The organism is Vibrio sp. 10N.222.55.A1, from assembly GCF_041473835.1.
Taxonomy (GTDB): Bacteria; Pseudomonadota; Gammaproteobacteria; order Enterobacterales; family Vibrionaceae; genus Vibrio; species Vibrio crassostreae_C.
The window spans coordinates 75,707-100,600 of the sequence record NZ_JBFRSX010000012.1 but is presented as its reverse complement, the minus strand read 5'-3'; the positions used below and the strand labels follow the sequence as shown (position 1 = coordinate 100,600).

The window sequence follows — 24,894 nt, the reverse complement described above, 5'->3', positions numbered from 1 at the left end:
TTGTGCCATCTAATAAATATAATGTTTTCAATAGGTTAAAATGTGTCTTTTAGGTTTTCTCATTTTGACAGGCAGTTTGAGATACATTTGAGACGCAAACTGTGAGTGCTGCGAGGATATAAATCGGCCAGTTGAAGCCTTGAGTCAAAAATGTACCCGACACGATTGTTCCAATCAGACCTGCATAGATCGCATAGGCGACCGCATTGAGTTCGGGGGCGATTTCTGTGGCCGAGTTTTTTAACCTCGTTAGCGTAGAGCGAGAGGTTTTGATCAAAGCAACGATAAGGCAGACAAAAATGATCAGACCAATAAAGCCTGTTTCTGCCAACACACCAAACCAGGTACTGTGAACGGCGTGATTCAGTCCGTCCCAATGCGAACTGTAAAAGAAGTAGTTCGAGAAGAAGTTGTTCAACCCTACGCCGGTCAGTGGATTCTCAACTGCCATCTTTATTGCTGCTTCCCAAGCATAGATTCGACCCATTGCAGATTCATCGATACCTTGTTCAGCGGCACCACCAGAAGATCTGTCTGAGATACCAGCAACTAAATAGAGCACCACGGCCGCGACAGTTCCCACTGAGATTAAGAGAACTTTAGAGCGCACTAGCTTCCACGCAAAAATACCAATCACCGCAATACAACCCAGTAATCCGCCACGGCTTTGAGTGGCAATAATGGCGGCGAGCAGTAACAGACAAATTAAGGCACTGATTAAACGTTTGGATCGTGAGATGCCAGTCGTGGTGGCTTGGCTTATTGTAAAGGCGAGTGGGAACATCAGTACCAGTGCTAGGTCGTTCGGGTCACCTAACATAGAGCCAAAATCGCGGCCAATAGTCACGCGTGAGCCCTCGACAAGCCCAATACCATTTACTGAGTTGTACACGGCAATAGAGCTGACTAAAGCGCCAGCGTAGATAATCGTCATCGCGGTTTTTGCGAGATTTTCCGTGGTGTTTACTAGCCAAGTAATCGCAAGCGTCATCACTATAATTTTCCAATAAACGCCCTTGAATTCTGCTAGTGCTATTGGCCTGTTGGACGCGAAGATAATACCAATGAAAACCAATACCCAAAATATGGCGAGCCAATTTAAACAAGGGTGCCAGAAGATTTTAAGTTCTTTACTGATTAATGCATGCCATAGAAGAGCCGACAGAGCGCCTAATGAAAGCATCAGCGGTATTTTTAGCGAATAGAGCTGAGGTATAGCTTCGTGAATTCGGAAAAATGAAAAGACAACGAACAGTAAAACTAACCAGAATGTTTTGTTTAACACGAATAACCCGGCCAATGGCACAAGAGCGAGCGCCACAATGACAGCAGGGTGAGGCACAAAGTACCAAACAACACCAAGCCCAACACACAAGGTGCTGATCGTGATGATGACTGGCAATCTATTGGCTTCAGGGTTGACCATTGTGACCTCTATTGGCAAATAAACTCTTTAGGACTCGGCTCGTAATCTTTTTAAGACGTAGTTACGCCTGATGTTAAAGATTGCAAAGTGAGTGCCAGTTATGCATTTTGTTTAACTTACTGATTTAATGTTGGATTATTAAGTGAGGGCGTAGCCTTGAGGTGAGTTTTGTCATTTTGAGAATCAGTATAAAACTGACTAAAGTACTTAAATCATCAAGCCCAAATAACCAGTTATCGACTAAGGCTAGAATTAACGGTCGAGTTGATAGATTTCCAACAACTGCGGGACAACGGCTTGTGGAGAGTATTGGTTTTTCACGGTTTCTATCGCGTGACTCTTGAGAGAGTCACGTTGCTCGTTCGTCAATGACATCCACAAAGATAAAAACTGTTCTAGCTCAGCTTCTGAATTTGCAAGGTAGCCGTTAACTTGATGCTCGATGAGTTGAGGCAAGTTACCAACTGAGGTGGCGAGAACGGGAATGCCACGAATCATGGCTTCTAATGCCGCCATAGGTAAGCCTTCAAAGCGAGAAGGGATGATTAACAGATCGATTTGGCTCCAGACGTCGTCCATATTGGTCTGATGCCCATGAAAGGTCACATTATCAGGCTGCGATTTAACTAAGATGTCCATTTCTGGCCCGTCACCAAAAAGCTCAAACCGAACATCAGGAAACTGTTTGGCTAATGCAACAAATCGATCAGGCGCTTTTTCATGGCTCAATCGCCCCACAAAACCAACATGGAATGGGCTTGATGAAGGGGAGCTTGTTAACCCGGTTGGCATTTTAACAAAGTTATTCAATTGATGGGTTTGACTCGGCACTTTCGCTTTAATCTTTTCACTGACCACGAGCGACTGATCAGAAAGAAAACTGCTGTAACGGTCGAGCCAATCATAAAGCCATACTTTGCCTGTTGGGTTTTCACCTGCGTGATAAGTGGTGATTTGCTTTGTGTTGTTGAAACGAGGCGGAAGCTTGATTAACTTGCTGACCAAACTGGCTTTGTAACCATGAGCATGGATAAGCCTTGGTTGATAATGTTGAACTGCACGTTTCAGCTGTGTCGCGCTATTGCCATTTGAATCTACAGAACATGAGGCTAAATCGGAGAGGTAACTAAAAGGGATGTTCAGCGCATTCAACTTTTCAACGATGATCGCTTCAGGATTAAACTTAGTCAAAAGAACGATACGAACAGCCTCTGAATACTGAGCGCTTTCCGATATCAGGCCTTGTGCTAATTCTAAAACATGCGTTTCTATGCCTCCAAAAGTTTGGCTGTCGATCAACAGCCAAATCTCATGAAGGTTTATGTCGAGTACACCTTGGTTAGGCTTGATTGTACTCATCTTCCGATTCCCAAGCCTGTTTCTTACGATAAACAGTAGAAGGGCTAAGTTCTAACAGCACAGCAGCGTTTAACACATTCCCATCGCAATGATTGATGGCATGTTGAATGGCTTCACGTTCTATTTGCCACATTGGACGAATAGCACCTTCGCTTGTGGTAAATGCAGGCGTCATCGGCTCATTGTGAGCTTGAGCAACTGACGATTGTTCCAACTCTTCCGGAGTAATCGGTGGCAACTTAGCTTCTGGTGCTTCAACAACTGCAGGTTGAGGCGCAGTTACTCGAATTGGTGTCACTGATTTAGATGATGGAGCGGCATCTACTTTATTAATCGGAGGCGGTAACATGTCTTTAGTCACGCTCGTTTCATTGTTCAACACCACGATGTTACGGATGATGTTTTGCAACTGACGCACATTGCCTGGCCACGCATAACGTTTAAGTAGATTCTGCGTTTCTTTGTCTATTGATTTGAACTTCTTCTTGTCTTGCTTCGCGTACAGTTTCAAGAAGTGATTAGATAGGGTGACAATGTCACTTCCTCGTTCACGAAGCGGTGGCATTTCGATAGGCACAACGTGAACACGATAGTAAAGGTCTTCTCTAAAACGTCCTTCTTCTACTTCAACCAGTGGATCGCGGTTGGTCGCACAGATAATTCTGACATCCACTTTAATCTCGCGGTTGCCACCGAGTGGAGTAAACGTACCAGTTTGCAAAAATCTGAGGAGCTTCTTCTGCATCTCCAGTTCCATTTCACAAAGCTCATCGAGAAATAGGGTACCGCCATGCGCTTGCATTGCTGCACCTTTCCGGTCGGTTGTCGCACCGGTAAACGCACCTTTAACGTGACCGAAGATTTCACTCTCCATTAGGTCTCGAGGGATAGCGCCGCAGTTAATGGCCACGAAGGGTTTACCATTACGCTGACTCTCTTGGTGAATCGCTTCCGCACACACTTCTTTACCTGTACCACTTTCGCCGTTAATAAACACGCTGGCAGTGGTTGGTGCTACCGAATCAATGATCTTGTAAACCGCCTGCATGGGTAGGCAAGAGCCAATGAAATTATGAAAACGATCACGATCGAATTTGCTTTGCATGTTATCGACGAGGTTTTCGAGTTTCGCTCTTTTTAGATGCAAGCTAACAGAGGTCTTGAGTCGATCGGCTTGAATGGGTTTCTCTAAGAAGTCTTCTGCACCGCGTTGGATAAGGTCTACCGCGATGTTTACTGAACCATGCGCTGTCGCGATGATGACAGCGGTCGGTATTTCGTTAGCAGTAATCCAATCTAAGACTTCTTCGCCTGGCATGTCAGGAAGCTTAAGGTCGAGAATCACAAGCTGTGGAGAGTGCCTTTCAATGAAGGTCTTAGCTTCCGCGCCGGTTTCGACGTGGAAAATATCATAGGGCTCGTCTTTTACGTACTGCTTGTAGAGTACGGCGAGTGAGGTGGAGTCTTCAACTAACAATACCTTAGGGCGCATTGTGTATTCCTTTTGAAACTTTATCCTAACCAATCAATAACATAGTGATATGCAACCATCAATACGAGTCTTGTGTATTTGTTATCTACCACATGCAATCTTTTAAGAAGCGGCCTGTATAACTTCTCGCATTGCTGTTCATGATGGAGCCCATCTTATGGCGACTATATTAATAACGACTGTTTTGAGTTTTTAATCTGATACCGATAATGAACATGCAAAGCTAGCTGAAGCCTGCCTCTTTCCTTTCAAGCAAGGCTTTTATTGAACGCTCTGCGAGCTCTAGTAATTCATCAACTTGTCGAAATGCCGCATCATGACTCTGTTCTAAACATAGCTTTTCTAAAGCTCGAGCTAATTCACCCAAAGGGCGATTACCTAACGAAAGCGCTGTGCTGCCGAGAGTGTGGACCTCGAACTCAAGTGTTTGAGCGTCTTTCTGCGTGACAGCCTCTTTTATGGCGACCAAGCGTGTTTGTGATTCTTCGACATAATGGTCGATCAAGATAGGGATAATGTCCGCACTTGTATCGCGAATCATTTGCTCCAGAACGCTTTCATCGACAAGCTTGCTCACTTGTTGTGAGTTTAGATTTGTAGCTGCGTCTGACGCTAAAGTAGAATTCATCAAACTAAGTCCTTTTATTGAGCTTAATATCTGTTAATACTATTAAGTTTTAGTCATTTTCTAGAATAATTTCAACTGGTTGCCGTACAAATAGAGCATTTAATTGGCATCTCACTCATCTTGCTATTGGGTTTGTGACAAACCTAACGGACTGATTTTATTTTGTTTTCTCTTATGAAATATAAACTTAGGTGCCTATAAAGCCTAAGGTGCGGGTAGATCTCAGAAGAAAACGAGCCCGATACAAATAAAAAAGACCACTGCAGTGAAATAACAACAGTGGTCTTAGAGCGGTTTATGTAGTTTAGGCTAATCTAAATAGCAATAACTCAAATAACGATAACCCAAACAATGATAATTTAAACAGCCGTGCTTTAAATCACGAAAAGTAGGACTACGAAGCTTTATCAATTTTTGGCTTTGGGTCGGCTTCTACTTCTTCCTCGCTACTTTCTGAGAAGATATCAGCAACAGCGCTTCTCTCGAGTTCACCTTTTAGATTACCGTCTTCATCAACAACTGGAAGAGAGTAGTCACAAGACATAGTGTCCGGTAGCACTTCTTCAATCACCGCATCTGGTAAGATGGCAGGGACTTCTTCGTATATCTCATCACTAAAATCATGTACCGATGAATCTTCAACGGCGTCTTGTAGACTTTCTTGTGTGACTAGGCCTTGATAGCCGTCATCTGTTACGTGATAAGCGTAATCGTTTTTAAGCATCTTCATTTGTGCCAAAGCACCTTCAATTGTTTCTGATGTGATTCGATACAGAGGAGGCTGCATAACGGTTTCAACGGTCAGTGCACGAGCACGGTTTACGTCTTTCACGAACGCTTCCACGTAATCATCGGCTGGATTTAGCAGAATCTCATGTGGTGTGCCTTGTTGTACTAACTCGCCGTCTTTCAAAATTGCGATTCTATCGCCTAGGCGGAGTGCTTCGTCCAGATCATGTGTGATGAAAACAATCGTCTTATGAAGCTTCTCTTGAAGTTCAATAAGCTGGTCTTGCATTTCACTTCGAATCAAAGGGTCGAGTGCCGAAAAGGCTTCATCCATTAACAAGATTTCAGCGTTAGTACACAGAGCGCGCGAAAGCCCAACACGTTGTTGCTGACCACCTGAAAGTTGCGCTGGGTATTGCTTGCCGTAACCTTTTAAGCCCACCGTTTCTAACCATTCGTTGGCTTTCGCTAAACGGTCTTCTTTTTTGATGCCTTGTACTTCCAACCCGTACGCAACGTTTTCAACCACAGTGCGATGAGGCATTAAGCCAAAGCGTTGGAATACCATCGACATTTTATGACGACGGAACTCTTCTAGCTGTTTAGTGTTGAGGCTCATCACATCAATGCCTTCAACCATGATTTTACCTTGAGTCGGGTCAATCAAACGGTTGAAGTGGCGAATCAGCGTCGATTTACCCGAGCCAGAAAGCCCCATGATAACGAAGATTTCACCACGGTTAATCTCAAGGTTGATCTCTTTCAAACCAACGGTATGACCCGTATCCGCAAGAATCTGATCTTTGTGTTCGCCGTTTTGAACTCGGTTCATAACAGACATTGGTTTCGGTCCAAACACCTTGTACAGACCACTAATTTCAATCAATGGTTTAGTCATGCTTGAATCCTCCTAAATGCGCATTAGTTCTTCTTGCGTACGCTTGTGAAGCGCGGTCAAAAAGGATTGCGAGGGCCACAATGGCAAAGCCATTCATCAAACCTAATGTGAAGTATTGGTTGGTGATCGATTTAAGAACCGGTTGTCCTAGGCCTTTCACACCAATCATGGATGCGATAACAACCATAGACAGCGCCATCATGATGGTTTGGTTAATACCCGCCATGATCGTTGGCATTGCTAGAGGAAGTTGAACACCCCATAAGCGTTGCTTTTTGCTCGCACCGAAAGCGGTAGCGGCTTCAAGGACTTCTTTATCAACTAAGCGTATGCCTAGGTTAGTTAGACGAATTACAGGTGGGATCGCGTAGATAACCACGGCGATTAGCCCTGGAATCTTACCGATGCCCAGTAGCATTACCACTGGAATCAAATAAACGAACGCAGGCATGGTTTGCATGATATCGAGCATCGGCGTAACAATTGACTGAGCTCGATTTGAACGAGCCATCGCAATACCAATCGGAATGCCCAAGAATATTGAAACCAAGGTACATACAGTGATGATACTGAGCGTCCGCATGGTGTCTTCCCACATTCCAAAGTAACCAATGAGAAGTAGAGAAGCAACACAGCCTAGAGCCAGTTTCCAAGAACGGCTTGCTGCGTAGACAAGGCTGGTACACACAGCCAGGACTATAATCCAAGGTGTTGAGATAAGGAGTTTTTCAAACCAAACGAGGAATGAAAGAAGAGGGTCAAAGAGAGATTCAATCATTTCGCCGTATTCACGGGAAAATTCACGGTATGCGCCATCTAGCGTCTTTTTTATGGTTCGTAAATCACCGCGTTCCATCTCTGGAAAGCTTGATAACCAATTGCTGTCAGCCATTTTATATCCTTATAGTTCGGAGCCACTTGTCCATGCGATAAGAAAATCGCTAATGAAAAGGGCTCCGAATCATGAATAACATCAAGTATAGCGACGTTATTTCTGTTTTATTGTTGAAGCGTAATTACTTGTTATTAAATCAAGCTCTTACAGCTGAGCTTCAACTTTCTTAGCCACTTCTTCAGAAACCCATGGGTGCCATACTTCTGGGAATTCACTTAAGAAATGCAGACTCGCTTCTTCGCCATCAGCTTGGTTGTCTTCCATCCAAGCAAGTAGCGAGTTCATTTTGTCGTTTGTGAAACCACGTTTAGTAAAGTAGTCGTATGCTTCAGGAGCACGTGACGCAAAACTTTCAGTGGTAATCGTGTGGACAGGTGAAGGCGGGTACATGGTTGCTTTTGGCGATTCACAATCTTCTTTGGTGGTACAGTTAAGGAACTCTTCCTCATTAACGCCACTGCCAAAGTCGACTTTAACCATGTCGTATTTACCTAGAACAGCGGTCGGTGCCCAGTAGTAACCAAACCAAGCTTCTTCACGTTCATAAGCTTTTGCGATAGAGCCAGATAAGCCGGCACTCGAGCCTGGATCAACAATCGCGAAACCGCTGTTTTCTAGCTCAAGAGCATTAAACAAGTTTCCGGCGCTGATCTGACAGTTCCAGCCTGCAGGGCAGCTGTAGAATGCAGATGTATCTGGGTCTTCAGGGTGTTTAAATAAGCTTGCGTTTTTGCGTACGCCTTCGATGGTTGCCATTTCAGGGTACTGTTTTACTAGGTAAGCTGGAACCCAAAAGCCTTCTTCGCCGCCGTTCACAAGTGCTTTACCTGCGTAGCGAAGACGTTTTTCTTCAACACCTTTATCTAATGCGTCTTTTAAGCTGTTGCTCCAAAGTTCAGGTGCAACATCAGGCTGGCCTTTTTCGATCATAGACGTGCCTGTTGGCATAGTGTCGCCAGGGATAAGTTCAGCATCACACCCATAACCATGTTCAAGGATGAATTGGTCGATATTGGCGATCAGTGTTGCAGAGTTCCAGTTCATATCTGCGATTGTTACGCTGCCACATTCTCCAGCGTTAGCATTACCGCTGGCTGCTGCTACTAACAAAAATACGGAGCTTAACTTGTATTTCATATTGAGTTTCCTTTCTCTTTAATAATACAACTAAGGTAACCAAGGTAAATTGATTATCTAAATTGCTCGATGGTGATCCTTTCCGTGTATTTGAACCATTTGAGCAGAAGGAGGGATGGGTGAAGTTTGAATAGATAAACGTGCAAAGTCAGTGAAGTGTGATTTGCCAATTCATCCACTGTGTTTCAACAGCCATCGGATAACTTTGTCAAACTATTACAAATTCGTCAAAAACCACCTCTATTTATAATCTTAGGGAATAATCGTACGAATTCCATCTTTGATGCGATTTACATGGCACTTTAACCGTCTGTGTCACATTACCGCTAAAGTTAGGTGTGGGGCTGTTTATTTTTGAAGGAATTTAAAGGTGGTAAGACCATGAATGACGTGTGTGAAATGCGTTGAATGGTTTTTAAAATCTTATTTTTAATAACAATTTCGCCAAAAACACCCAATTTGGTTTTGAATCATTCAGAGCAGTTGGAGCTTGAAGTCTAATAGGATAGGTGGCTGTCATGGTTTTAATGACAGCCAGAAAGTAGCAAAAGAAAGTTACATAGGAAGGTTCAAAAACTCATTTTGATACAGCTTGTTTGCCAAGCTATCGCGAAGCTTAACGGGGATAAATTTCATTCGATTGATTTGTCTGACCAACTCTTGTGCAAAGCTAGGCTTTTGTTTCATGTTCATCACGCAGCCCATTAGGTTGATACTTTGTGCATCAAGCAGCTTTTTCGCTTGTTCTAGGTGGTGACTCGACGTTTCTCCATAGGCGACAACAATTAGTGTACTACCACAAGCGCTCGCGACAGACTGCGCCGGAATATTGCCTTTGTTTATGTTGAGAAGCGGTGAGGTATCAATGATGACTCTGTCGTATTTCTCTAACCATTTGTTGACCACGTTTTGTAACGTTGTCGGATCTTTATAAGCCAATTGCGTTGAAGCAACTTGTGGAGCAGGTACACCGATAAACGTACGCTGAGATTCAACATGTTCAATCAATTGACCTTGCTGATTATCTTCTAGCATATTCAAATCTTTGAAAGCAGGGTTGAATAAGTTGAGGTCAACATAAAGTGTTGAATGACCCGCAAGAAGAAAACGCTCAGCTAGTGCGGTTGCAATAGATGTTACGCCGTCACCTGAATGGCAGGCGGTGACGCATATTGATTTTTGGCCGTTAAGTTCAGAAGCTAAATACAGTTGCTCGACTTCGGCATGGGTCGCTGAAATTGTCATTATAAAGCTCCTATTAATACGATGGTGGTGGTGATACGCAGTATGTCATCAAGTCCGACGCGTGCTTTTTCAATAAAGCTTTCGCGACGGTCTGGGATGTAAATCGTGTCACCAGCGCGTAGCACCGGCAAGTTGTAAATGTTCGCCGTTTTGCTGAATTCAACAAGGTCAAAAGTACGAGCCTGACCTTGGCAGCAAGACATATTGACGATGGTAATTTTTTCTACATAAGCATTGTCGGTAGGTCCTGCTGCTTCTGCCAGAATATCTAGAATGGTCATGTTGTCGTTGAACACATAACGCCCCGGATTGTTAATCGCACCAAGCACACGAACGGTTTCTTCTTTCGGTGTATCTAACCAGTTTTTGCCTTTCTCTGGGATGTAAATCGTGTCGCCAGTGGTTACGTTTGGCAGTAACGATTCGTCACCGGTTTCGAAGTACAGTGATAAGTTAAGTTTGCTTACTTGCGAATAGGTTTTGTCACGATGCGTTACTCGAACGTTGTGGATGTCGGCATCCTTTGTTGGACCGTCAGCCGCAGACAAGATATCAAGGAAGTGCATGTCTTTGGTGAAGCGGTAACGACCGGGTGCATTCACTTGTCCAAAGATGTAGATCGAAGCATCAGAGCTTTGACGAACCCATTGTGATTTATTGTCTGAAGGATCTTGTGGCAAGTCGTGAACACGGACGATAGAGCCCGCTCGAATTTGTGGCATTTGGTCACGTGGCGCACCATTTCGAATAAAATCATCAAGGTTAAACACAACTAGCTTTCTACCAGTAACAACTTCGATTTTCGATGTGTCAGCGCGTAGCGTAGGGCCACCGACGTGTGCCAATAATCCCATGAAATTCATTTCATCTGACCATTCAATACGACCAGGTCGATTCACCTCACCAATCACGTTAACTGCTCTGTCTGGCGTGATTTTCAACCAAGACTTCTCGTTCATGTCGGTTTTTTCGGGAACGAAAATCGCGTCACCAGCTTTGATGCTAGGAGGGTTAGAGTTAGGTAAGCCTTCAGTGTAAGCCGCTAAATCGAATTTAAGCACTCTGCCATCTGCTTTGATAACACGGATTTGTCGTGACTCTGCAAATCGAGTTGGGCCGCCCGCATTCGCCAAGATATCCATAAAGGTCGCGTCTCTTTTGCCTTCAAAAGCACCAGGGGCTGCGACTTCGCCCATTACGTAAACCATGTTGGCGCCGGATTTGATCTCTTCTTCTTGCTTGGGAACGAAAATGGTCGCACCCGGGCGTAAAATTGGAAGCAGACTTTCGTCACCAGAATCTAAGTAACGTTTTAGGTTGAATAGCGTTGGGGTGTTGTTCGAAATCACTCGGATTTGCTCAACACTGGCATAACGAGTTACGCCGCCCGAACGCATAAGTACGTCGACAAGGTCGGTGTTCTCTTTGTAAGTGAACGAACCCGGCGCGTTCACCTCACCAAACACTTTGATGGAGTTACGAGAATCAGCACTGTCACCTGAGTTAGCAAGCTTTGCTGCGTCAAACTCTTGCTCGATGTTACCGACTAATGGAGAAGCTGGAACGAATAGTGAATCCAGTGATTGAAGAGTAGGTAATGCTGACTCGTCTCCTGAATCAAGGAATCGTTTGTAGTTAAACTCTTTCTTATCTGCGCCTCGCTTAAGAATCAGCTTATCCAGTTGCGCGCCCGGGCGTAAACCACCCGCAGCGTAAAGTGCCATTTGGATGCTAGAACCTAATGAGAGCGTGTATTCGCCAGGCTGTTCTACATAACCTTGCACGTAGATGATGATTTGCTGCTCTTTTACATACACTGAAGCGTTCGAAAGATCTTTGTAAGCGGTTGCCAGCGACTCTAGAACCACTTTGTTAAGCTGTTCGCTGTCGTAACCCGCAACAAACACAGCGCCTACTTCTGGAAGAGTAATACGGCCACGCTTATCCACTTGGAACCCCGTGTTTAAGGTACTTTCACCGGGTACGTTAACTTGGATTAGATCACCGACTTGAACCGCGTCTGAAAACTCATCGTTAGCATTGACGACATTCTCAAAGCATAACGATAGGGTGATGATAAAAGCGATCAAGGATTTCATAATCCACCTCCCATTTTCTCGGCATTCTTAGGCGAGATAATTTCAATACTTACTCGGCGGTTCGTTAAACGCGTGCCGTCGGATTCACCTTCAAAAAGAGGGACGGTTTCGCCAACAGAGACGGCTTTGATTCGTTGAGCGCCTAGTCCAAAAATAGTCAGGTAGCGTTCGACTTGTTTCGCTCGTCCAAGTGCTAACTTGTCGTTGTATTCTTCGGCACCCGTTGCATCAGCATGGCCGGTAACAACAAGGTCTAGGGATTTGTGTTCTTTAAGTAAAGTGGTCGCCTCGGCCAGTCTTCCCATATATTTAGGATTTACTTCAGTCGAGTTTTCCGCAAATTGGTTGTCAACATTAAGCAGGTCATACAACTGTTCAATAACCGACAGTTGCATTCTAAATTGATTTTCATTTTTTGGTGGCTCACAGCGGGCTTGTGAAGTTACGTAATCCAGTTGGACCTCAAGTTCATTTAGGCGTTTTCTTTGGATCACTAAGTCGTTGGCTGCATCCAGTAGTAGACCGCCTTGAAGTTCACGAGCAATACGGTTTTGCTTTTCGATTGCTTGAACAACAGCAGCGGGGAAACACCAACGAGCACCTTCTTGGATCAAAGCATCAAGGTGCAATTTAGCGAGCTGCCAATCAAAGCGTAATCCATGTTCTGGACCAAGAGGCTCGTCTGGCATGACAGGAGAGAAGTCTGAGTTTTGATAGTTAATAGAATCGTAACTTTCAGCCAAACCCCCTGTGCCTTGTTCAGGATAGCTAGTACAGCCACCCAGAACGAGAGCGGACAGAGAAAGGGCTATGTAGTTTTTCAGTATTTTCATGCCAACGTCCTATGTTTCTAATTTTTCTTATTATTTTTGTTACTTCTAGCTTAGTGGGTCTTCATGAATTTGCAGGATTTTTTGAATTTACTGGGATAGCGTGGCCAATACGTAGTAGGTTCATAATTTCAAGAGGCTGACCAGTCACATTTTCAAGTCGCATGTTGCGTTCGCGCTCAGTCAGACGTTTGAACATATAAACAATCGCGCCAACACCAGATGAATCTAAAAACTCAACCTGGCTAAAATCAACTTCGATTTCAGGGTGACCATCGTTAGAAATCACATCATCGATGTCGGTTTGTGCATCACGACTGCCTGCTGCATCCAGATCACCGAAAATAGAAAGTGTCAGTGTCGTTGTGTTTAAATCAGTCTTACGTAGTTCCATAGCGATATCTCCTTTTAAGTATGTATGGACAACTGCACTGAATGTGCCAACTTTTATGTTGTTATTTTTCAATAACTTATGTTTAGTGCGAATTCCTATCTCAAATTGAGAAAAGACGTTTCTCAATATGAGAACTAAAAACGGCGGAATATATGAGAGTCATAAGTCATTAATTCAATGAATAGATGAAAGGGTTAGATAAGGTTGGTGAGTGGATCGCATCTTCTAGCAAAGATTGTCTAACTGGGTGCTAGAGCACTTAGGATTAAAGGTATTTGTTGACCACTACAGTTATTAATACGGAGCAGATGATGAGATTAACCAAACTGGCTTTAGCCACTCTATGGGCGTGTTCGCTTTCTTCTCATTCATCCTATTTACCGCCCGACTATTTGGTGCTTGCAAACTCTTACCAGCAAGGCATAGATGTTTCTGAATACTGGAAGAGTGAAAAACTTGATGGGATTCGGGCTCTATGGGATGGACAACACCTTTATACACGCAATGGTAATCGTATTTACTCACCGAAGTGGTTTACGGAAAACTTACCTAAGGTCCATCTCGAAGGAGAGTTGTGGGCAGGAAGGGGCAAGTTCCATCTCGTTCAATCTACCGTTCTAGACCATACGCCGAGTGACACAGCATGGCGCCAAATCGATTTCATGCTGTTTGATATGCCAGGCGCCGCAGGAGATTACCAAAAGCGCTATTACAACATTTTGCATTGGGTAAGCGTGATTGGAGAATCTCATGTCAGCTACATAGAACATGTACCAATTCACAGTGAAGAGGCTTTATTTCATCAACTTGATAATGTCGATGAGCGTAATGGCGAAGGTTTGATGCTTAGAAAGATCACCAGTCGTTATCAAGCAGGCCGAAGTAATGACCTGTTAAAGCTCAAAAGGCATCACGATGCCGAAGCCACAGTTATTGGATACAAGAGCGGGACAGGGAAGTACAAAGGGATGATGGGGTCAATTTTGGTTCACACAGAAGAGGGTGTGGAATTTTATATAGGCAGCGGGTTCAGTGACCAAATGAGACTCGCACCGCCAGAGATCGGAAGCCGTATTACCTTTCGCTACAATGGTTTTACTCAAAACGGAAAACCCAAGTTTGCGCGCTTTGTTCGAGAGAAGAGTGAATACTAAGGCAGATGCGATCTACCTGACCATTAAACGAAAAAGAGCCCTGAAAATCAGAGCTCCTTTTTGTGTTCGAAATCAGATAGACCGACTTAGCGAGTACGAATCTAGCGAGAACTAAATTCTAACTGAACGTCATCGTCCTGCTTGTGCATCCAGTGTAGACGCATACCCAGCATAATCGCGGCTGACGTTAGACCGACGATGAAACCAATCCAGAAGCCGTGCGCACCCATAGGGTCAACAATCCAATCTTTCATACCCAAGATGTAACCGATAGGAAGACCAAGCAACCAGTAAGCCACAAAGGTGATGTTGAAGATTGAACGCATGTCTTTGTAGCCACGCAGAGCACCCGCAGCGATAACTTGGATGGCGTCAGTACATTGATAAACCGCCGCGAACAACAGCAACTGCATTGCAACCATAATTACTGCCGTGTTCTCTGTGTAAAGTAATGCAACCTGTTCTCTAAAAAGAATCGTTAACGCCGCTGTCATAAGGGCTGTCACTAAACCAACAATGATACCCACGTGTGTCGCGATCTTCGCACCTTCGGTGTTGTTTTCGCCCAACTTATGGCCAACACGAATACTCACGGCTGCACCGATACTCATTGGAATCATGAAGACCAGCGAAGAGAAGTTGATCGCGACTTGGTGCGCGGCAACAATCAATGAACCCAATGGTGCAACTAACAAAGAAACCACCGCAAACAGAGTTACCTCGAAGAAGATAGCGGCCGCCACAGGGAAACCAAGTCTAAACAGACGAATTTGAGCTTTAAGTTGCGGTTTATGGAACGTACCGAAGATGTTGATTTTCGCCAAACGCTTTGATGTTAAAACGTAAGCGAACAGTAGTGCAAACATCACCCAATATACGATAGCCGTTGCAACGCCACAGCCAACACCACCCAGAGCAGGAGCACCAAGTTTTCCGGATACGAACATCCAGTTCAGCGGGATGTTTAATAGCAAGCCAATAAAACCAATCACCATCGCAGGCTTGGTTAAAGACATACCATCGGTAAAGCTTCGCAATGTTTGGAACAACAAAAACGCAGGTACAGCAAACATCACCGCATTCATATAGCCGATGGTCTTTTCCGCCATGAGTTGTTCAATGTCCATCCACTCCAATATCAATTGTGTTTGAAAAAGCACACCAATGATTGGAAGGGAGATGACGAGCGCTAAAAATGCGCCTTGTTGAATTTCGAATGGAATTTTTACTTGTCGACCAGAACCATTCAGTTGTGCAACGACAGGAACCAACGCCATCAATAGACCAACACCAAATAGGATTGATGGTAGCCAGATACTTGCTGCAATCGAAACCGCCGCCATATCGATAGCACTTACGCCACCGGCCATCACGGTATCAACAAAACCCATTCCAGTTTGTGCAACAGATGCGATCAATACTGGGGTCGCAAGTTTGATTAGATTCGAGGATTCTTCTTTGTAACGATGCACAAACAACTCCAAATAAGAGGGAAAATTAGAATAATAGTGTAGGAAAGGACATTCTGAAGGAATCAGAGACAATGATCTTAAGCTTCCACTGGACGAATCATAAAGAAATGTCACAATAACTGCTATGAAAAACTGTTACTAAAATGCTAAATAGGAATCTTATGTTTACAGGTATCGTTCAAGGCATGGCAACACTGGTTGCTATCAACAAAAAAGAGTCGTTTCAAACTCATACCATTGAGCTAAGCGATGAAATGGTTGAAGGATTAGCAATTGGTGCTTCAGTAGCTCATAACGGTTGTTGCTTAACGGTAACGGAAATTTCTGGCAACCAGATTGCTTTTGATTTAATGCAAGCAACATTGCGATTGACGAACTTAGGCCAGTTGAATGTTGGTGACAAAGTGAATGTTGAGCGTGCAGCAAAGTTTGGTGACGAAATTGGCGGGCATAGCATGTCTGGCCACATTACTTTGATGGCTAATCTCGTTGATGTGATTAAGACAGAAAACAACCGCACGCTTTGGTTTGAGCTGCCCCAAGAATCAATGAAGTATGTGTTGAGCAAGGGCTACATCGGCGTTGATGGTTGTTCATTGACGATTGGTGAAGTGGAAGAGAACCGTTTCTCTGTTCACCTGATCCCAGAAACACTGAATCGTACTCTGTTTGGCGGCCGTGAAGTAGGCGACCAAGTAAACATTGAGTTCGATCCACAAACGCAGGCAATTGTTGATACTGTCGAGCGTGTATTAGCGAACCAGAAATAGCCACTAAGCGCATTGAATCGGTGGCAATAAAATCACACCGATGACCAAATTAAAAAAGAGCACGTGAGGTGCTCTTTTTTGATCATGGTTTAAACGAGAAACTGATTGTCAGAATACTTGTTCATCATCGGCATCAATCGAAAGGTTGATTCTGTCTCTTACTTCGTCAACCTGCATATCCAAATGAATGGCATTGCAACACGCTGGACAATCATCATAGAAGTCTTGGCTACCATTAGATGCATCAAGCGTGATGTTAATACCGTGCCCACAATGCGGACAGGAGACATGTTTCTCTGTGTATTTATGCATGGCAAATTCTCCTCACTGTAACTGATACCAATCGTATTCGGTTATAAACAGCTGTAATTGGTATTAAACGGCCTGTATCTTCTGAATGCATGCTTCAGTGTGTGCTAAATATTCGCCGCCAAATTGATTGCAGTGGTTAAGAAGATGGTACAAGTTGTAAATGTCTTTCCGATCAGTATAGCCAACGTCGAGTGGATTGACGCTCTGGTAACCTTCATAAAACTCTTTAGGGAAACCTTCAAACAATTCCGTTAATGCCAAATCACACTCATGGTCCCCCCAGTAACAAGCAGGGTCGTAGCAAATTGGGCCAAACGCAGAGTTAGCAACATTGCCATTCCAAAGATCCCCATGAAGCAAAGAAGGGCGAGGGTTGTGGCCAGCAAGACGCATATTCACCACATCAACGATGTCATCGATATCACCAAACTCGATGCCTTTCTCTTTGAGCAGTTGCAGTTGGAAACCAATGCGTTGCTCAGAGAAAAAGCGACCCCATTTCTTATGCCAAGGGTTGGGTTGAAGTGTGCTGCCGATATAGTTGTCTTGGTCGCAACCAAACTCTTTTTGCTCGCCCCATTGATGAAGCCGCGCAAGCTGAACGCCGAAATCGAAGCTATTGTTGCCCGTCTCGAGCGGTTTGGTCGGCAAGTAATTCAGAATAATGAACGAGCACTCTTTGGTTTTGCCAATAAGCACCAACTCAGGAACGTAAACAGTGGAGGTTTCTCTTAACAAGCGTAAGTTCTCAGCTTCAATTTCAAACTTAGGTAAAAATTCTCGCTGATTCACTTTCACAAAGTAACGCTCATTACCATCGCTGATCATATAGCAATCGTTAATGTCGCCACCAGAAACCTTGGTACGTTCAGTAATCTGAAAGTTAAATAGAAGAGTATCTGAAAGTTGTTGAGAAATGGCCTGCCACATAGGAAATCCTCAAAGACTGAAAGTTAAAAAGATTGAAGGTTAGAAATACTGTTTGTTTAATAGCAATAGTTTAGGATAAATCTGAACAATTTATAGACGCACTCGTCAATGTTCTTAGCTCTTCTTCATCTTACGCAGAATCAATTGGCCGAATTGTGAACTCGAACTGATTCAAGCTCTTTGAAATACAAACATAAATTGAAAACCTGACGTGATGAAATAGTTTGGAACTAGTCTCACAATCGAAACGGTTTTGAACGCAACAAACTGGAAAAGTGATTTGAGCTTGTTATTGTCTAGCGACTAAATTAAATGAGCTTTTAGAGTTAGTTGAAAGGGCTATTGTTAACTGGCGCAATACTTTGCTTCAAAGTTTGTCTTACACTTTGTTGGCGTGAATTGACTTGTGGCTCGAGTAGGCAGGTATACCACATAAAGCTATATCGATTTAATTTTAAGCTGAAATACTAACTAGGATCATTTTAATGCGGTTTTGGGCAATAAAGTGATGACAAATAGCTTCATTTACATAGTATTAGGCAAGTACGTATTAATCTGCTCTAGAGCTTAAAACGGAGAATTATTGTGGTTGTAGAAACCGATGGCTATTTGGCTTTAATCGAGCACTTATCATTCAACCTTGATGTGTTTACCAATAGTAATGGTGATACTGGAAACGAAAGTGTCGAAGACATTGTTACCGACATGATTTCAACGAACATCATGGCTATTTTCGAGCAAAACCCAGAGTTGCATTCGAGCGTTCGTTTTCAACTTTTGAAAGAAGCAGATGCCGTAGTAGCGGATCTTGGTGAAGTATTAGCGGGTGTGTGGGCTAAGAAAGCGACTAACGAACAAATTGTATTCCTCGATGAGTACATCGCGTTAGTAAAGAACCTGTTTGATACTGCTGTTGCTAAATACGATTAACGGTTTGTTTGCTCATTTATCGTCGTAATTAGTCAGCATAAATAACAACGGGCGTTTAAGTCGTATCTTTCTAGAGTTACCTCGCTCAGCGGTTTATCTTTCGAACCGCTATAAACGCCTAAAGTGCCAAAACTTGGATGCCCAGTAAGGGTTATCTAACCTAGAAATAATGACACCTTTCGATGTCGAGGCATGTAGAAATTGGTTGTTTCCTAAGTAAACGCCTACATGTCGCACCGTCATCGAAGTCTTGAAAAACACCAAGTCACCGCTTGTTGCTTCCCCATACGCAATTTCTTTTCCCTTTTTACTCTGGTCTTTTGTGGTTCTTGGTAGAGCTTGTTGAGTCGCATTTTGCACGGCGATTTGAACAAAAGCAGAGCAATCTATACCTCGAAATGATGTCCCACCGAAATGGTATGGCACACCTTTCCACTGTTCATACACGCTCATATAAGCGTTTGTAGTCAATTGTTCTGATTTTGATAGGGGTTTCTGTGCGGTTTGACTAAGCTGAGAAGGCGATGGTGACGAGCTACAAGCAGCCAATGTTGCTAAAGTTATTGTAACTACAGCCATTTTTCTGATTTTCATATGTAACTCTTCTGACAAAAAACTGAAATAAAAACGTCATCAAGGACTTCTAGTATACGACCTAACTTAAGGATATCTCTTTTCGTAGTCAAACTGGATTTCACATGCCCGACACAAATTTATCAATAAAACCCTCACGTTATACATTCTCGCTCATTCAAACCGTCACTGCTGTATTTATTTCCATTCTTTTACTTGTTAGTTTTTTATCAATGGTTAGCATTCGGGGCGTTGAACGGGTCGGGGGACATTTTGATGCACTCTCGGAACAAGCATTACCCCTTGCTCTACATAATGCTGAATTAACGCAAAGCGTATTAGAACAAGTAAAACTTCTCACTTACAGCACCCAATCAACCGACTTAGATACACTGAATGCCACAAGGGGCTCAATTGACCAACTCGCGACAGAGAGCAATACCACGCTAGAGGAACTCCTTTTTATCTCCCAATCTTTTCCTGAGGCAATCTCTTTAGAGCAACAACAAAACCTTGTCGATGACATGGCACAACTGCAAACCATGACCAACACGGTACTGCTGGCGCAGATCGAAATTCAAAGTAAGCAAAATCTGATCGACAGTAAAATGGGCGAGTTCCGTTATGGCGTTGGGTCTATCGGACCAGAAATGAATAGAATCAGCTCATTCTTGGTTGAAGACAACCCAGAAGCGAGCGATGCAGCGAACCGATTTACATCCAGCGCGTCTGCTATGGCGAACACCTTCTTGATGCTGATGATGCAATCTGACATTGATAAAGCACAAGACGAATACCGTCAATTGAGAAACCGAATCGCAGGCCTTAACTTGGCTTACAGCGATTTTGCCGATTGGCACCCAGACATCGCTGAGTTCGCGAGCTTGACGGCGCCTTACGAGATGGTGAAAGAAGGCTTTACCGAAGAAGGCGTGATCAAACAGATCCTCTTGAAACTCGAACTTGTTCAGCAGCAAGAGCAGAACTTAACGCAAGTTATCACCCTCGCGAATACAGTCATAAGCACATTGAATCAGTTGTCTTCTACCGCTTCCCATCTGATTGATGAAAGCGAACTGGTTGTAAATCAAACCATCACCAATATTGATCGTGTGTTGTTTATCAGCGGGCTGGTTATTGCCGTAATCATTGTGATTTCATGGTTCGTGTTACGCCGTTGGATGAATAAAGGGCTAAAAAACATTACTCAACAGTTGAGTTCACTTGCAGATCATGACTTCTCTAAACAGAGTGAATTGCTTGGGCCGCTAGAGCTTCAAGTTATCACTTCAAAACTCAATACGGTCGTTGATTCCACCGCGGACTCGGTTCGTTTAGTAACGCGTAACTGTGAGACGCTTTATCAAACGGCTGAAGTAAGCCATGACGCTGCAGAGCAAACCAATTCGAGCTTGAACGAACAGAACGAATCACTTCAGAATATGATCACCACCATTACTGAGCTGGAAGCATCGATTGGTGAGATTGCTCGTATTTCTAACGCATCGAACGACGATGCTCAAATAGCAGAAGATGAGTCAGTGAGTGGCAGCCAAGTGGTTGGCCTTAACCAACAACGATTACAAGCGCTTGAGCAATCTCTTAGCATGAGTGAAGAGTCGATGGCTGACTTGGATGGTCGAGTGAAACAGATTCGTGAAATGGTCGATATGATCAGCGGAATCGCTGAAAACACCAACTTATTGGCACTGAACGCTGCGATAGAAGCAGCGCGAGCAGGTGAACAAGGTCGAGGTTTTGCGGTAGTTGCAGACGAAGTGCGTAAATTGGCGAGCGGCACATCCCAGCAAACCACCAATATTCGTAGCATGATGAACGAGCTAGTAGCGGCAGCCGATCGCTCACGTGCTTCTGTAACGGAATCGAGAAGTGAGATGGCCAATGCACTGGAAACCAGTGGCGATGTAAGACAAGCCTTCGAGAAAATCGAATTTGCGGTTAGCCAGATCAAAGGGCGTGTTGAGCAAATCATGGTGGCTACCGAACAACAAGCTCGTGCAACTGTCGATGTTACCCATTCAATCACTCGAGTATCTGAGCAGGGCGAGAATACTAAGCTGCAACTTGAATCTATGATCGAGAGTTCAGAGCAAGTCGGAGAGATAGCAGGGCACCAACAAGCCATGCTTCATAAGTACGTATTGAAGTAAGTGTGTCAACGTCGTCCGGAAGTGGGAATTGCCGCTGAAAGGTGAGAAGCTACGCATATAAAAATGGTGCAATCTCTTATGAGTTTGCGCCATTTTTTATTATTTTCTTGAGGCGTTAGGTCTTGTCTTTCGAATGAGGGAAGGAAGCGAATGGTTGGCGTAACATCAAGTCGAGCCTTTGTTCTTTTCCGTCTCGAATTTCTGGTACACCGATGCTTACCTTATCGTGACCAAGCTTGGGTTGGGCGCGGTAAGTCTTAAACCAGATGTCCCACACTGATAAAAAGAACCCAAAGTTAGAGTGGGTCTCTTTGACGATCACTGAATGGTGCACTCGATGCATATCTGGCGTGACAATCACTTTACGAAGCTGCTTGTCGAACCATAAAGGTAAACGACCGTTGCTGTGATTGAACATAGCACTCACATTAAGCACAACCTCGAATATCACAACCGCTAGTGCGGGCACACCCAATACGAAAATCAACGCGACTTTAATTAACATAGATAAAATCATCTCGATGGGGTGGAAGCGGGTACCAGTTGTGACATCGATATCTAAATCGGCATGATGGACGCGATGAAGTTTCCACAGGACAGGGATACGGTGAAAGACTAAATGTTGAGTGTAAATGGCAAGATCTAATAACACGACACAAAGGAACACGGTGATTTCAAAGGGTAGGCGAATGTTATTGAACAGACCCCATTGATTTTGTTCCGCAATCAGTGCCGCTTGAAATGCCGCAACAGGTATTAATGTCGCCAATAAAACACTGTTAAGCGCCATTAATGAGAAGTTATTTCCCCAACGAAACCATTTATTTTGAGTCAACGTTTTTCTTGGCGCACGATATTCCCACAACGCACACAAAACAAAAGCGCTAATAAAGAAAACAAGGCGAAGCAGTGATGGGTCTTGCATGGGAATTCCTTCTATCATTCTAGGGACACTGTAAGTACAATCGTGCCACTTTTCTAGATTTATCGTTATTGTCCATGAGAATCCACGCTTTTCACCGTTTATATCAACACCGTTTGTCTCTTTCTACCAAGCCGTTTAACGCGCGCGGGTGTAAAGTGGTTCGATGTCAGTTCTGTAAAATCAAACAAGACAGCTGTATCTGTGAACATCAACCAGACGTAAATACGAACGTCGCGACCATGTTGATCTTATCGGACAACGAAATACTCAAACCAAGTAATACCGGCCGTTTAATCCTTGATACCGTTAAAGACAGCTATGCCTACCTTTGGCACCGCACTGAACCGAATCAAGAGATGCTTGATGTGCTGAAAGACGATAAATATCAGCCAGTCCTGGTCTTTCCTGAAGATTATACCGATGACAAATCGCGTGTGGTTGCAGATCTTGCTGAAATGCGAGATTCGAACAAGACGTTGCTGCTGATCTTTATTGATGGTAGTTGGCGTGAAGCACGACGTATTTTCCGTCGTTCAGAGTATCTGCAAGACTTACCGGTGTTGTCGATCGAACCAGAATCGGTTTCGCAATACATGATGCGTAAGTCAGACAACGAACAACATCTCTCGACTGCAGAAGTAGCGAGCTTGGTTTTGAAACAGGCTGGTGAAGAGCAGGGCGCAAAGACTTTACAGCTGTGGTTTGAGACATTTCGTGAAAGCTACATGCTAAGTAAGACGCGTTATAAGTCCGATCCAACCAAACCAAGCCTGAACGCTTTCATAGAGCACACTAAAAATGAGACGTCACTCTAACCTTTAACCGCTTTGTGCTGACTTGTTGTTCAAACAGATTCGAACACGAGATAAGTTTGTTATCCATCACGGTTTGTAGGGGGAGTGTTATGGATAATGCGTCCTAGATGTTTAATTTGAAAAATTTATTTGCCCGAATTTAGGGAAAAATTGGAGAGATTTCATGTATTACGGCTTCGATGTTGGCGGCACAAAAATTGAATTTGGTGCGTTCAATGAAAAACTTGAGCGAGTAGCAACAGAACGCGTACCAACGCCTACTGAAGATTATCAACTGCTACTTGATACGATTGCCGGTTTGGTGAAGAAGTACGACAGTGAATTTTCTTGCGAAGGTAAAATTGGTCTTGGTCTTCCTGGTATGGAAGATGCTGACGACGGCACAATGCTGGTTGTTAACGTGCCAGCTTCAACGGGGAAACCACTACGTAAAGACCTAGAAGCACTTATTGGTCGTAGTGTGAAAATTGAAAATGATGCGAATTGCTTTGCGCTTTCAGAAGCGTGGGATGACGAGCTTAAAGACGAACCATCAGTAGCAGGCCTAATTCTAGGTACTGGTTTTGGTGGCGGGTTAGTTTACGAAGGCAAAGTGTTCTCTGGTCGTAACCACGTTGCTGGTGAACTGGGCCATATGCGTCTTCCTATTGATGCTTGGTTCCACCTTGGCGACAACGCACCGTTACTCGGTTGTGGTTGTGGCAAGAAAGGTTGTCTAGACAGCTACCTATCAGGTCGTGGCTTTGAATTGATTTACGAGCACTACTTCGGCGAGAAGAAGAAAGCAATCGAGATCATTCAAGCGTACAACGAAGGTGAAGCAAAAGCGGCTGATCACGTTGATCGTTTCATGGAGCTATTGGCTATCTGTTTCGCGAACCTGTTTACCGGTCTTGATCCACACGTAGTTGCATTGGGTGGCGGTCTTTCAAACTTCGAACTTATCTACGAAGAGATGCCAAAGCGTATCCCTAAATACCTACTGTCTGTAGCGAAATGTCCAAAGATCATCAAAGCGAAGCATGGTGATTCAGGCGGCGTTCGTGGTGCTGCATTCCTTAACATTAAGTAATCGTGACTTAAGCTAGCTAAGGTTAGATAGTTAAAAAGTACAAATAAAAATGCCGCAATCTCGAAAGAGGTTGCGGCATTTTTTATTGTTCGGTGCTTTGGTTTCTTTAGCTGTTAGCTGTTAACTACAAACGAAAAGCTAGAAACGACATATCAAGAAAAGAGCCAAGAGGGCTTACTTCTTCTTTTTACCAACACCAAGATTGTCTTTTTGCTTCAACGTAAGCTTAGTAAAGCCAAGCTTGCGGAAGTAGTTGTCTTGGTAGTTGCGAACCGCTTTAGTATCAGAAATCAACTCAAGCTGTTGCTCAGTTTTTAGATACTCAGAGATATCGATGCCTTCAGCTGCAGCAACAGCTTCTTGGATCGTGCGGTGTTCTTGTTTTGAAAACAGTAACTCTTTGTCTTCGTCTTTGTAAGTGTACAGAATGGTACGAGCCATGGTTGCTCTCCAATAGAATTATTACTTTGCGCGCACTCTACATAAAAACCGTACGTGGCTCAAGGTAATGGTAAGAAATCTTAAGATTATCGTTCTAAACGTTTAGCGTAATTTAAGCTATTTGTCTTTTAGGAAACGAACAGGTTGTTTTTTCACGAACGAAAAAAACAAAAGCCCCTTAACATTGAAAAATCTAT

The 24,894-nt window shown here is 43.8% G+C and carries 23 protein-coding genes; 6 read left to right on the top strand and 17 right to left on the bottom strand.

Annotated features, from left to right (window positions below; all coding sequences use genetic code 11):
* Window positions 1-49: 49 nt before the first annotated feature.
* The 11 genes from AB4493_RS03810 to AB4493_RS03760 all read right to left on the bottom strand — a co-directional run bounded on the left by AB4493_RS03810 (window position 50) and on the right by AB4493_RS03760 (window position 13,132).
* Window positions 50-1,426: an O-antigen ligase family protein gene (locus AB4493_RS03810; protein ID WP_372154540.1), complete on the bottom strand. Its 1,377-nt coding sequence runs from the start codon at window positions 1,424-1,426 to the stop codon at window positions 50-52.
* Window positions 1,427-1,678: 252 nt separating this feature from the next.
* Complete coding sequence (locus AB4493_RS03805) at window positions 1,679-2,785, bottom strand: glycosyltransferase family 4 protein (RefSeq protein ID WP_372154539.1); 1,107 nt, start codon at window positions 2,783-2,785, stop codon at window positions 1,679-1,681.
* Complete coding sequence (locus AB4493_RS03800; protein WP_017059588.1) at window positions 2,766-4,277, bottom strand: sigma-54 dependent transcriptional regulator; 1,512 nt, start codon at window positions 4,275-4,277, stop codon at window positions 2,766-2,768. The genes AB4493_RS03805 and AB4493_RS03800 overlap by 20 nt, the downstream gene beginning before the upstream one ends.
* A 223-nt stretch (window positions 4,278-4,500) precedes the next feature.
* Entirely contained in the window at window positions 4,501-4,905 is a 405-nt protein-coding gene (locus AB4493_RS03795; RefSeq protein WP_017066737.1) for an Hpt domain-containing protein, read from the bottom strand.
* Between the two features lie 394 nt (window positions 4,906-5,299).
* Complete coding sequence (locus AB4493_RS03790) at window positions 5,300-6,532, bottom strand: glycine betaine/L-proline ABC transporter ATP-binding protein (RefSeq protein WP_017059590.1); 1,233 nt, start codon at window positions 6,530-6,532, stop codon at window positions 5,300-5,302.
* The gene (locus tag AB4493_RS03785) at window positions 6,525-7,424 is read right to left on the bottom strand and encodes a proline/glycine betaine ABC transporter permease (RefSeq protein ID WP_017059591.1); all 900 of its coding nucleotides are present in this window, start codon (window positions 7,422-7,424) and stop codon (window positions 6,525-6,527) included. The genes AB4493_RS03790 and AB4493_RS03785 overlap by 8 nt, the downstream gene beginning before the upstream one ends.
* A gap of 147 nt (window positions 7,425-7,571) precedes the next feature.
* The gene (locus AB4493_RS03780; RefSeq protein ID WP_372154538.1) at window positions 7,572-8,564 is read right to left on the bottom strand and encodes an ABC transporter substrate-binding protein; all 993 of its coding nucleotides are present in this window, start codon (window positions 8,562-8,564) and stop codon (window positions 7,572-7,574) included.
* A gap of 555 nt (window positions 8,565-9,119) precedes the next feature.
* Entirely contained in the window at window positions 9,120-9,809 is a 690-nt protein-coding gene (locus AB4493_RS03775) for a chromosome partitioning protein ParA (protein ID WP_372154537.1), read from the bottom strand.
* Window positions 9,809-11,908: an SLBB domain-containing protein gene (locus AB4493_RS03770; RefSeq protein WP_372154536.1), complete on the bottom strand. Its 2,100-nt coding sequence runs from the start codon at window positions 11,906-11,908 to the stop codon at window positions 9,809-9,811. The genes AB4493_RS03775 and AB4493_RS03770 overlap by 1 nt, the downstream gene beginning before the upstream one ends.
* A complete protein-coding gene (locus AB4493_RS03765; RefSeq protein WP_372154535.1) occupies window positions 11,905-12,741 on the bottom strand; it encodes an OmpA family protein in 837 nt (278 codons plus the stop codon). Before AB4493_RS03765 ends, AB4493_RS03770 begins: the two co-directional genes overlap by 4 nt.
* A gap of 61 nt (window positions 12,742-12,802) precedes the next feature.
* Window positions 12,803-13,132 carry an STAS domain-containing protein gene (locus AB4493_RS03760; protein WP_017059596.1) on the bottom strand — a complete coding sequence of 110 codons (330 nt, stop codon included), beginning with the start codon at window positions 13,130-13,132 and terminating at the stop codon, window positions 12,803-12,805.
* A gap of 311 nt (window positions 13,133-13,443) precedes the next feature.
* Here AB4493_RS03760 and AB4493_RS03755 point away from each other — a divergent pair, with 311 nt between their 5' ends.
* Entirely contained in the window at window positions 13,444-14,286 is an 843-nt protein-coding gene (locus AB4493_RS03755) for a DNA ligase (protein WP_372154545.1), read from the top strand.
* A 101-nt stretch (window positions 14,287-14,387) separates the two neighbouring features.
* Here AB4493_RS03755 and AB4493_RS03750 read toward each other — a convergent pair whose 3' ends face one another.
* Window positions 14,388-15,758 (bottom strand): MATE family efflux transporter, encoded by a 1,371-nt coding sequence (locus AB4493_RS03750; RefSeq protein ID WP_372154534.1) that lies wholly within the window; start codon window positions 15,756-15,758, stop codon window positions 14,388-14,390.
* 161 nt (window positions 15,759-15,919) lie between these two features.
* Between AB4493_RS03750 and AB4493_RS03745 the strand changes: the two genes are divergently transcribed.
* Window positions 15,920-16,528: a riboflavin synthase gene (locus AB4493_RS03745; RefSeq protein ID WP_017065861.1), complete on the top strand. Its 609-nt coding sequence runs from the start codon at window positions 15,920-15,922 to the stop codon at window positions 16,526-16,528.
* Between the two features lie 108 nt (window positions 16,529-16,636).
* On the opposite strand, the gene AB4493_RS03740 is transcribed toward AB4493_RS03745, so the two are convergent.
* Window positions 16,637-16,840 carry a CPXCG motif-containing cysteine-rich protein gene (locus AB4493_RS03740; RefSeq protein WP_017059600.1) on the bottom strand — a complete coding sequence of 68 codons (204 nt, stop codon included), beginning with the start codon at window positions 16,838-16,840 and terminating at the stop codon, window positions 16,637-16,639.
* Between the two features lie 63 nt (window positions 16,841-16,903).
* A complete protein-coding gene (locus AB4493_RS03735; RefSeq protein ID WP_017059601.1) occupies window positions 16,904-17,770 on the bottom strand; it encodes a fructosamine kinase family protein in 867 nt (288 codons plus the stop codon).
* A 585-nt stretch (window positions 17,771-18,355) separates the two neighbouring features.
* On the opposite strand from AB4493_RS03735, the gene AB4493_RS03730 reads away from it, so the two are divergent.
* Window positions 18,356-18,700, top strand: a complete 345-nt coding sequence (locus tag AB4493_RS03730; RefSeq protein WP_010440912.1) for a DUF3802 family protein — start codon at window positions 18,356-18,358, stop codon at window positions 18,698-18,700.
* 108 nt (window positions 18,701-18,808) lie between these two features.
* On the opposite strand, the gene AB4493_RS03725 is transcribed toward AB4493_RS03730, so the two are convergent.
* A complete protein-coding gene (locus AB4493_RS03725) occupies window positions 18,809-19,294 on the bottom strand; it encodes a C40 family peptidase (protein ID WP_050634347.1) in 486 nt (161 codons plus the stop codon).
* Window positions 19,295-19,398: 104 nt separating this feature from the next.
* On the opposite strand from AB4493_RS03725, the gene AB4493_RS03720 reads away from it, so the two are divergent.
* A complete protein-coding gene (locus AB4493_RS03720) occupies window positions 19,399-21,444 on the top strand; it encodes a methyl-accepting chemotaxis protein (RefSeq protein WP_372154533.1) in 2,046 nt (681 codons plus the stop codon).
* A gap of 115 nt (window positions 21,445-21,559) precedes the next feature.
* Here AB4493_RS03720 and AB4493_RS03715 read toward each other — a convergent pair whose 3' ends face one another.
* The gene (locus tag AB4493_RS03715) at window positions 21,560-22,369 is read right to left on the bottom strand and encodes a sterol desaturase family protein (protein ID WP_171733000.1); all 810 of its coding nucleotides are present in this window, start codon (window positions 22,367-22,369) and stop codon (window positions 21,560-21,562) included.
* 68 nt (window positions 22,370-22,437) lie between these two features.
* On the opposite strand from AB4493_RS03715, the gene AB4493_RS03710 reads away from it, so the two are divergent.
* Together AB4493_RS03710 and nagK are read left to right on the top strand one after the other, a co-directional pair.
* Window positions 22,438-23,184 (top strand): tRNA-uridine aminocarboxypropyltransferase, encoded by a 747-nt coding sequence (locus tag AB4493_RS03710; RefSeq protein ID WP_372154532.1) that lies wholly within the window; start codon window positions 22,438-22,440, stop codon window positions 23,182-23,184.
* Between the two features lie 163 nt (window positions 23,185-23,347).
* Window positions 23,348-24,256, top strand: a complete 909-nt coding sequence (nagK, locus tag AB4493_RS03705) for an N-acetylglucosamine kinase (RefSeq protein WP_017059606.1) — start codon at window positions 23,348-23,350, stop codon at window positions 24,254-24,256.
* A gap of 174 nt (window positions 24,257-24,430) precedes the next feature.
* Here the strand turns inward: nagK and AB4493_RS03700 are convergent, their stop codons facing one another.
* Entirely contained in the window at window positions 24,431-24,697 is a 267-nt protein-coding gene (locus tag AB4493_RS03700; protein ID WP_017063882.1) for a DUF2960 family protein, read from the bottom strand.
* Between the last annotated feature and the right edge of the window lie 197 nt (window positions 24,698-24,894).

Coding starts and splice junctions, on each gene's coding strand:
- AB4493_RS03790 (WP_017059590.1), bottom strand. CDS start 6,532: ATGACTAAACCATTGATTGAAATTAGTGGTCTGTACAAGGTGTTTGGA.
- AB4493_RS03735 (WP_017059601.1), bottom strand. CDS start 17,770: ATGTGGCAGGCCATTTCTCAACAACTTTCAGATACTCTTCTATTTAAC.
- AB4493_RS03745 (WP_017065861.1), top strand. CDS start 15,920: ATGTTTACAGGTATCGTTCAAGGCATGGCAACACTGGTTGCTATCAAC.
- AB4493_RS03700 (WP_017063882.1), bottom strand. CDS start 24,697: ATGGCTCGTACCATTCTGTACACTTACAAAGACGAAGACAAAGAGTTA.
- AB4493_RS03775 (WP_372154537.1), bottom strand. CDS start 9,809: ATGACAATTTCAGCGACCCATGCCGAAGTCGAGCAACTGTATTTAGCT.
- AB4493_RS03715 (WP_171733000.1), bottom strand. CDS start 22,369: ATGCAAGACCCATCACTGCTTCGCCTTGTTTTCTTTATTAGCGCTTTT.
- AB4493_RS03765 (WP_372154535.1), bottom strand. CDS start 12,741: ATGAAAATACTGAAAAACTACATAGCCCTTTCTCTGTCCGCTCTCGTT.
- AB4493_RS03800 (WP_017059588.1), bottom strand. CDS start 4,277: ATGCGCCCTAAGGTATTGTTAGTTGAAGACTCCACCTCACTCGCCGTA.
- AB4493_RS03755 (WP_372154545.1), top strand. CDS start 13,444: ATGAGATTAACCAAACTGGCTTTAGCCACTCTATGGGCGTGTTCGCTT.
- AB4493_RS03795 (WP_017066737.1), bottom strand. CDS start 4,905: ATGAATTCTACTTTAGCGTCAGACGCAGCTACAAATCTAAACTCACAA.
- nagK (WP_017059606.1), top strand. CDS start 23,348: ATGTATTACGGCTTCGATGTTGGCGGCACAAAAATTGAATTTGGTGCG.
- AB4493_RS03805 (WP_372154539.1), bottom strand. CDS start 2,785: ATGAGTACAATCAAGCCTAACCAAGGTGTACTCGACATAAACCTTCAT.
- AB4493_RS03720 (WP_372154533.1), top strand. CDS start 19,399: ATGCCCGACACAAATTTATCAATAAAACCCTCACGTTATACATTCTCG.
- AB4493_RS03780 (WP_372154538.1), bottom strand. CDS start 8,564: ATGAAATACAAGTTAAGCTCCGTATTTTTGTTAGTAGCAGCAGCCAGC.
- AB4493_RS03810 (WP_372154540.1), bottom strand. CDS start 1,426: ATGGTCAACCCTGAAGCCAATAGATTGCCAGTCATCATCACGATCAGC.
- AB4493_RS03725 (WP_050634347.1), bottom strand. CDS start 19,294: ATGAAAATCAGAAAAATGGCTGTAGTTACAATAACTTTAGCAACATTG.
- AB4493_RS03740 (WP_017059600.1), bottom strand. CDS start 16,840: ATGCATAAATACACAGAGAAACATGTCTCCTGTCCGCATTGTGGGCAC.
- AB4493_RS03785 (WP_017059591.1), bottom strand. CDS start 7,424: ATGGCTGACAGCAATTGGTTATCAAGCTTTCCAGAGATGGAACGCGGT.
- AB4493_RS03760 (WP_017059596.1), bottom strand. CDS start 13,132: ATGGAACTACGTAAGACTGATTTAAACACAACGACACTGACACTTTCT.
- AB4493_RS03770 (WP_372154536.1), bottom strand. CDS start 11,908: ATGAAATCCTTGATCGCTTTTATCATCACCCTATCGTTATGCTTTGAG.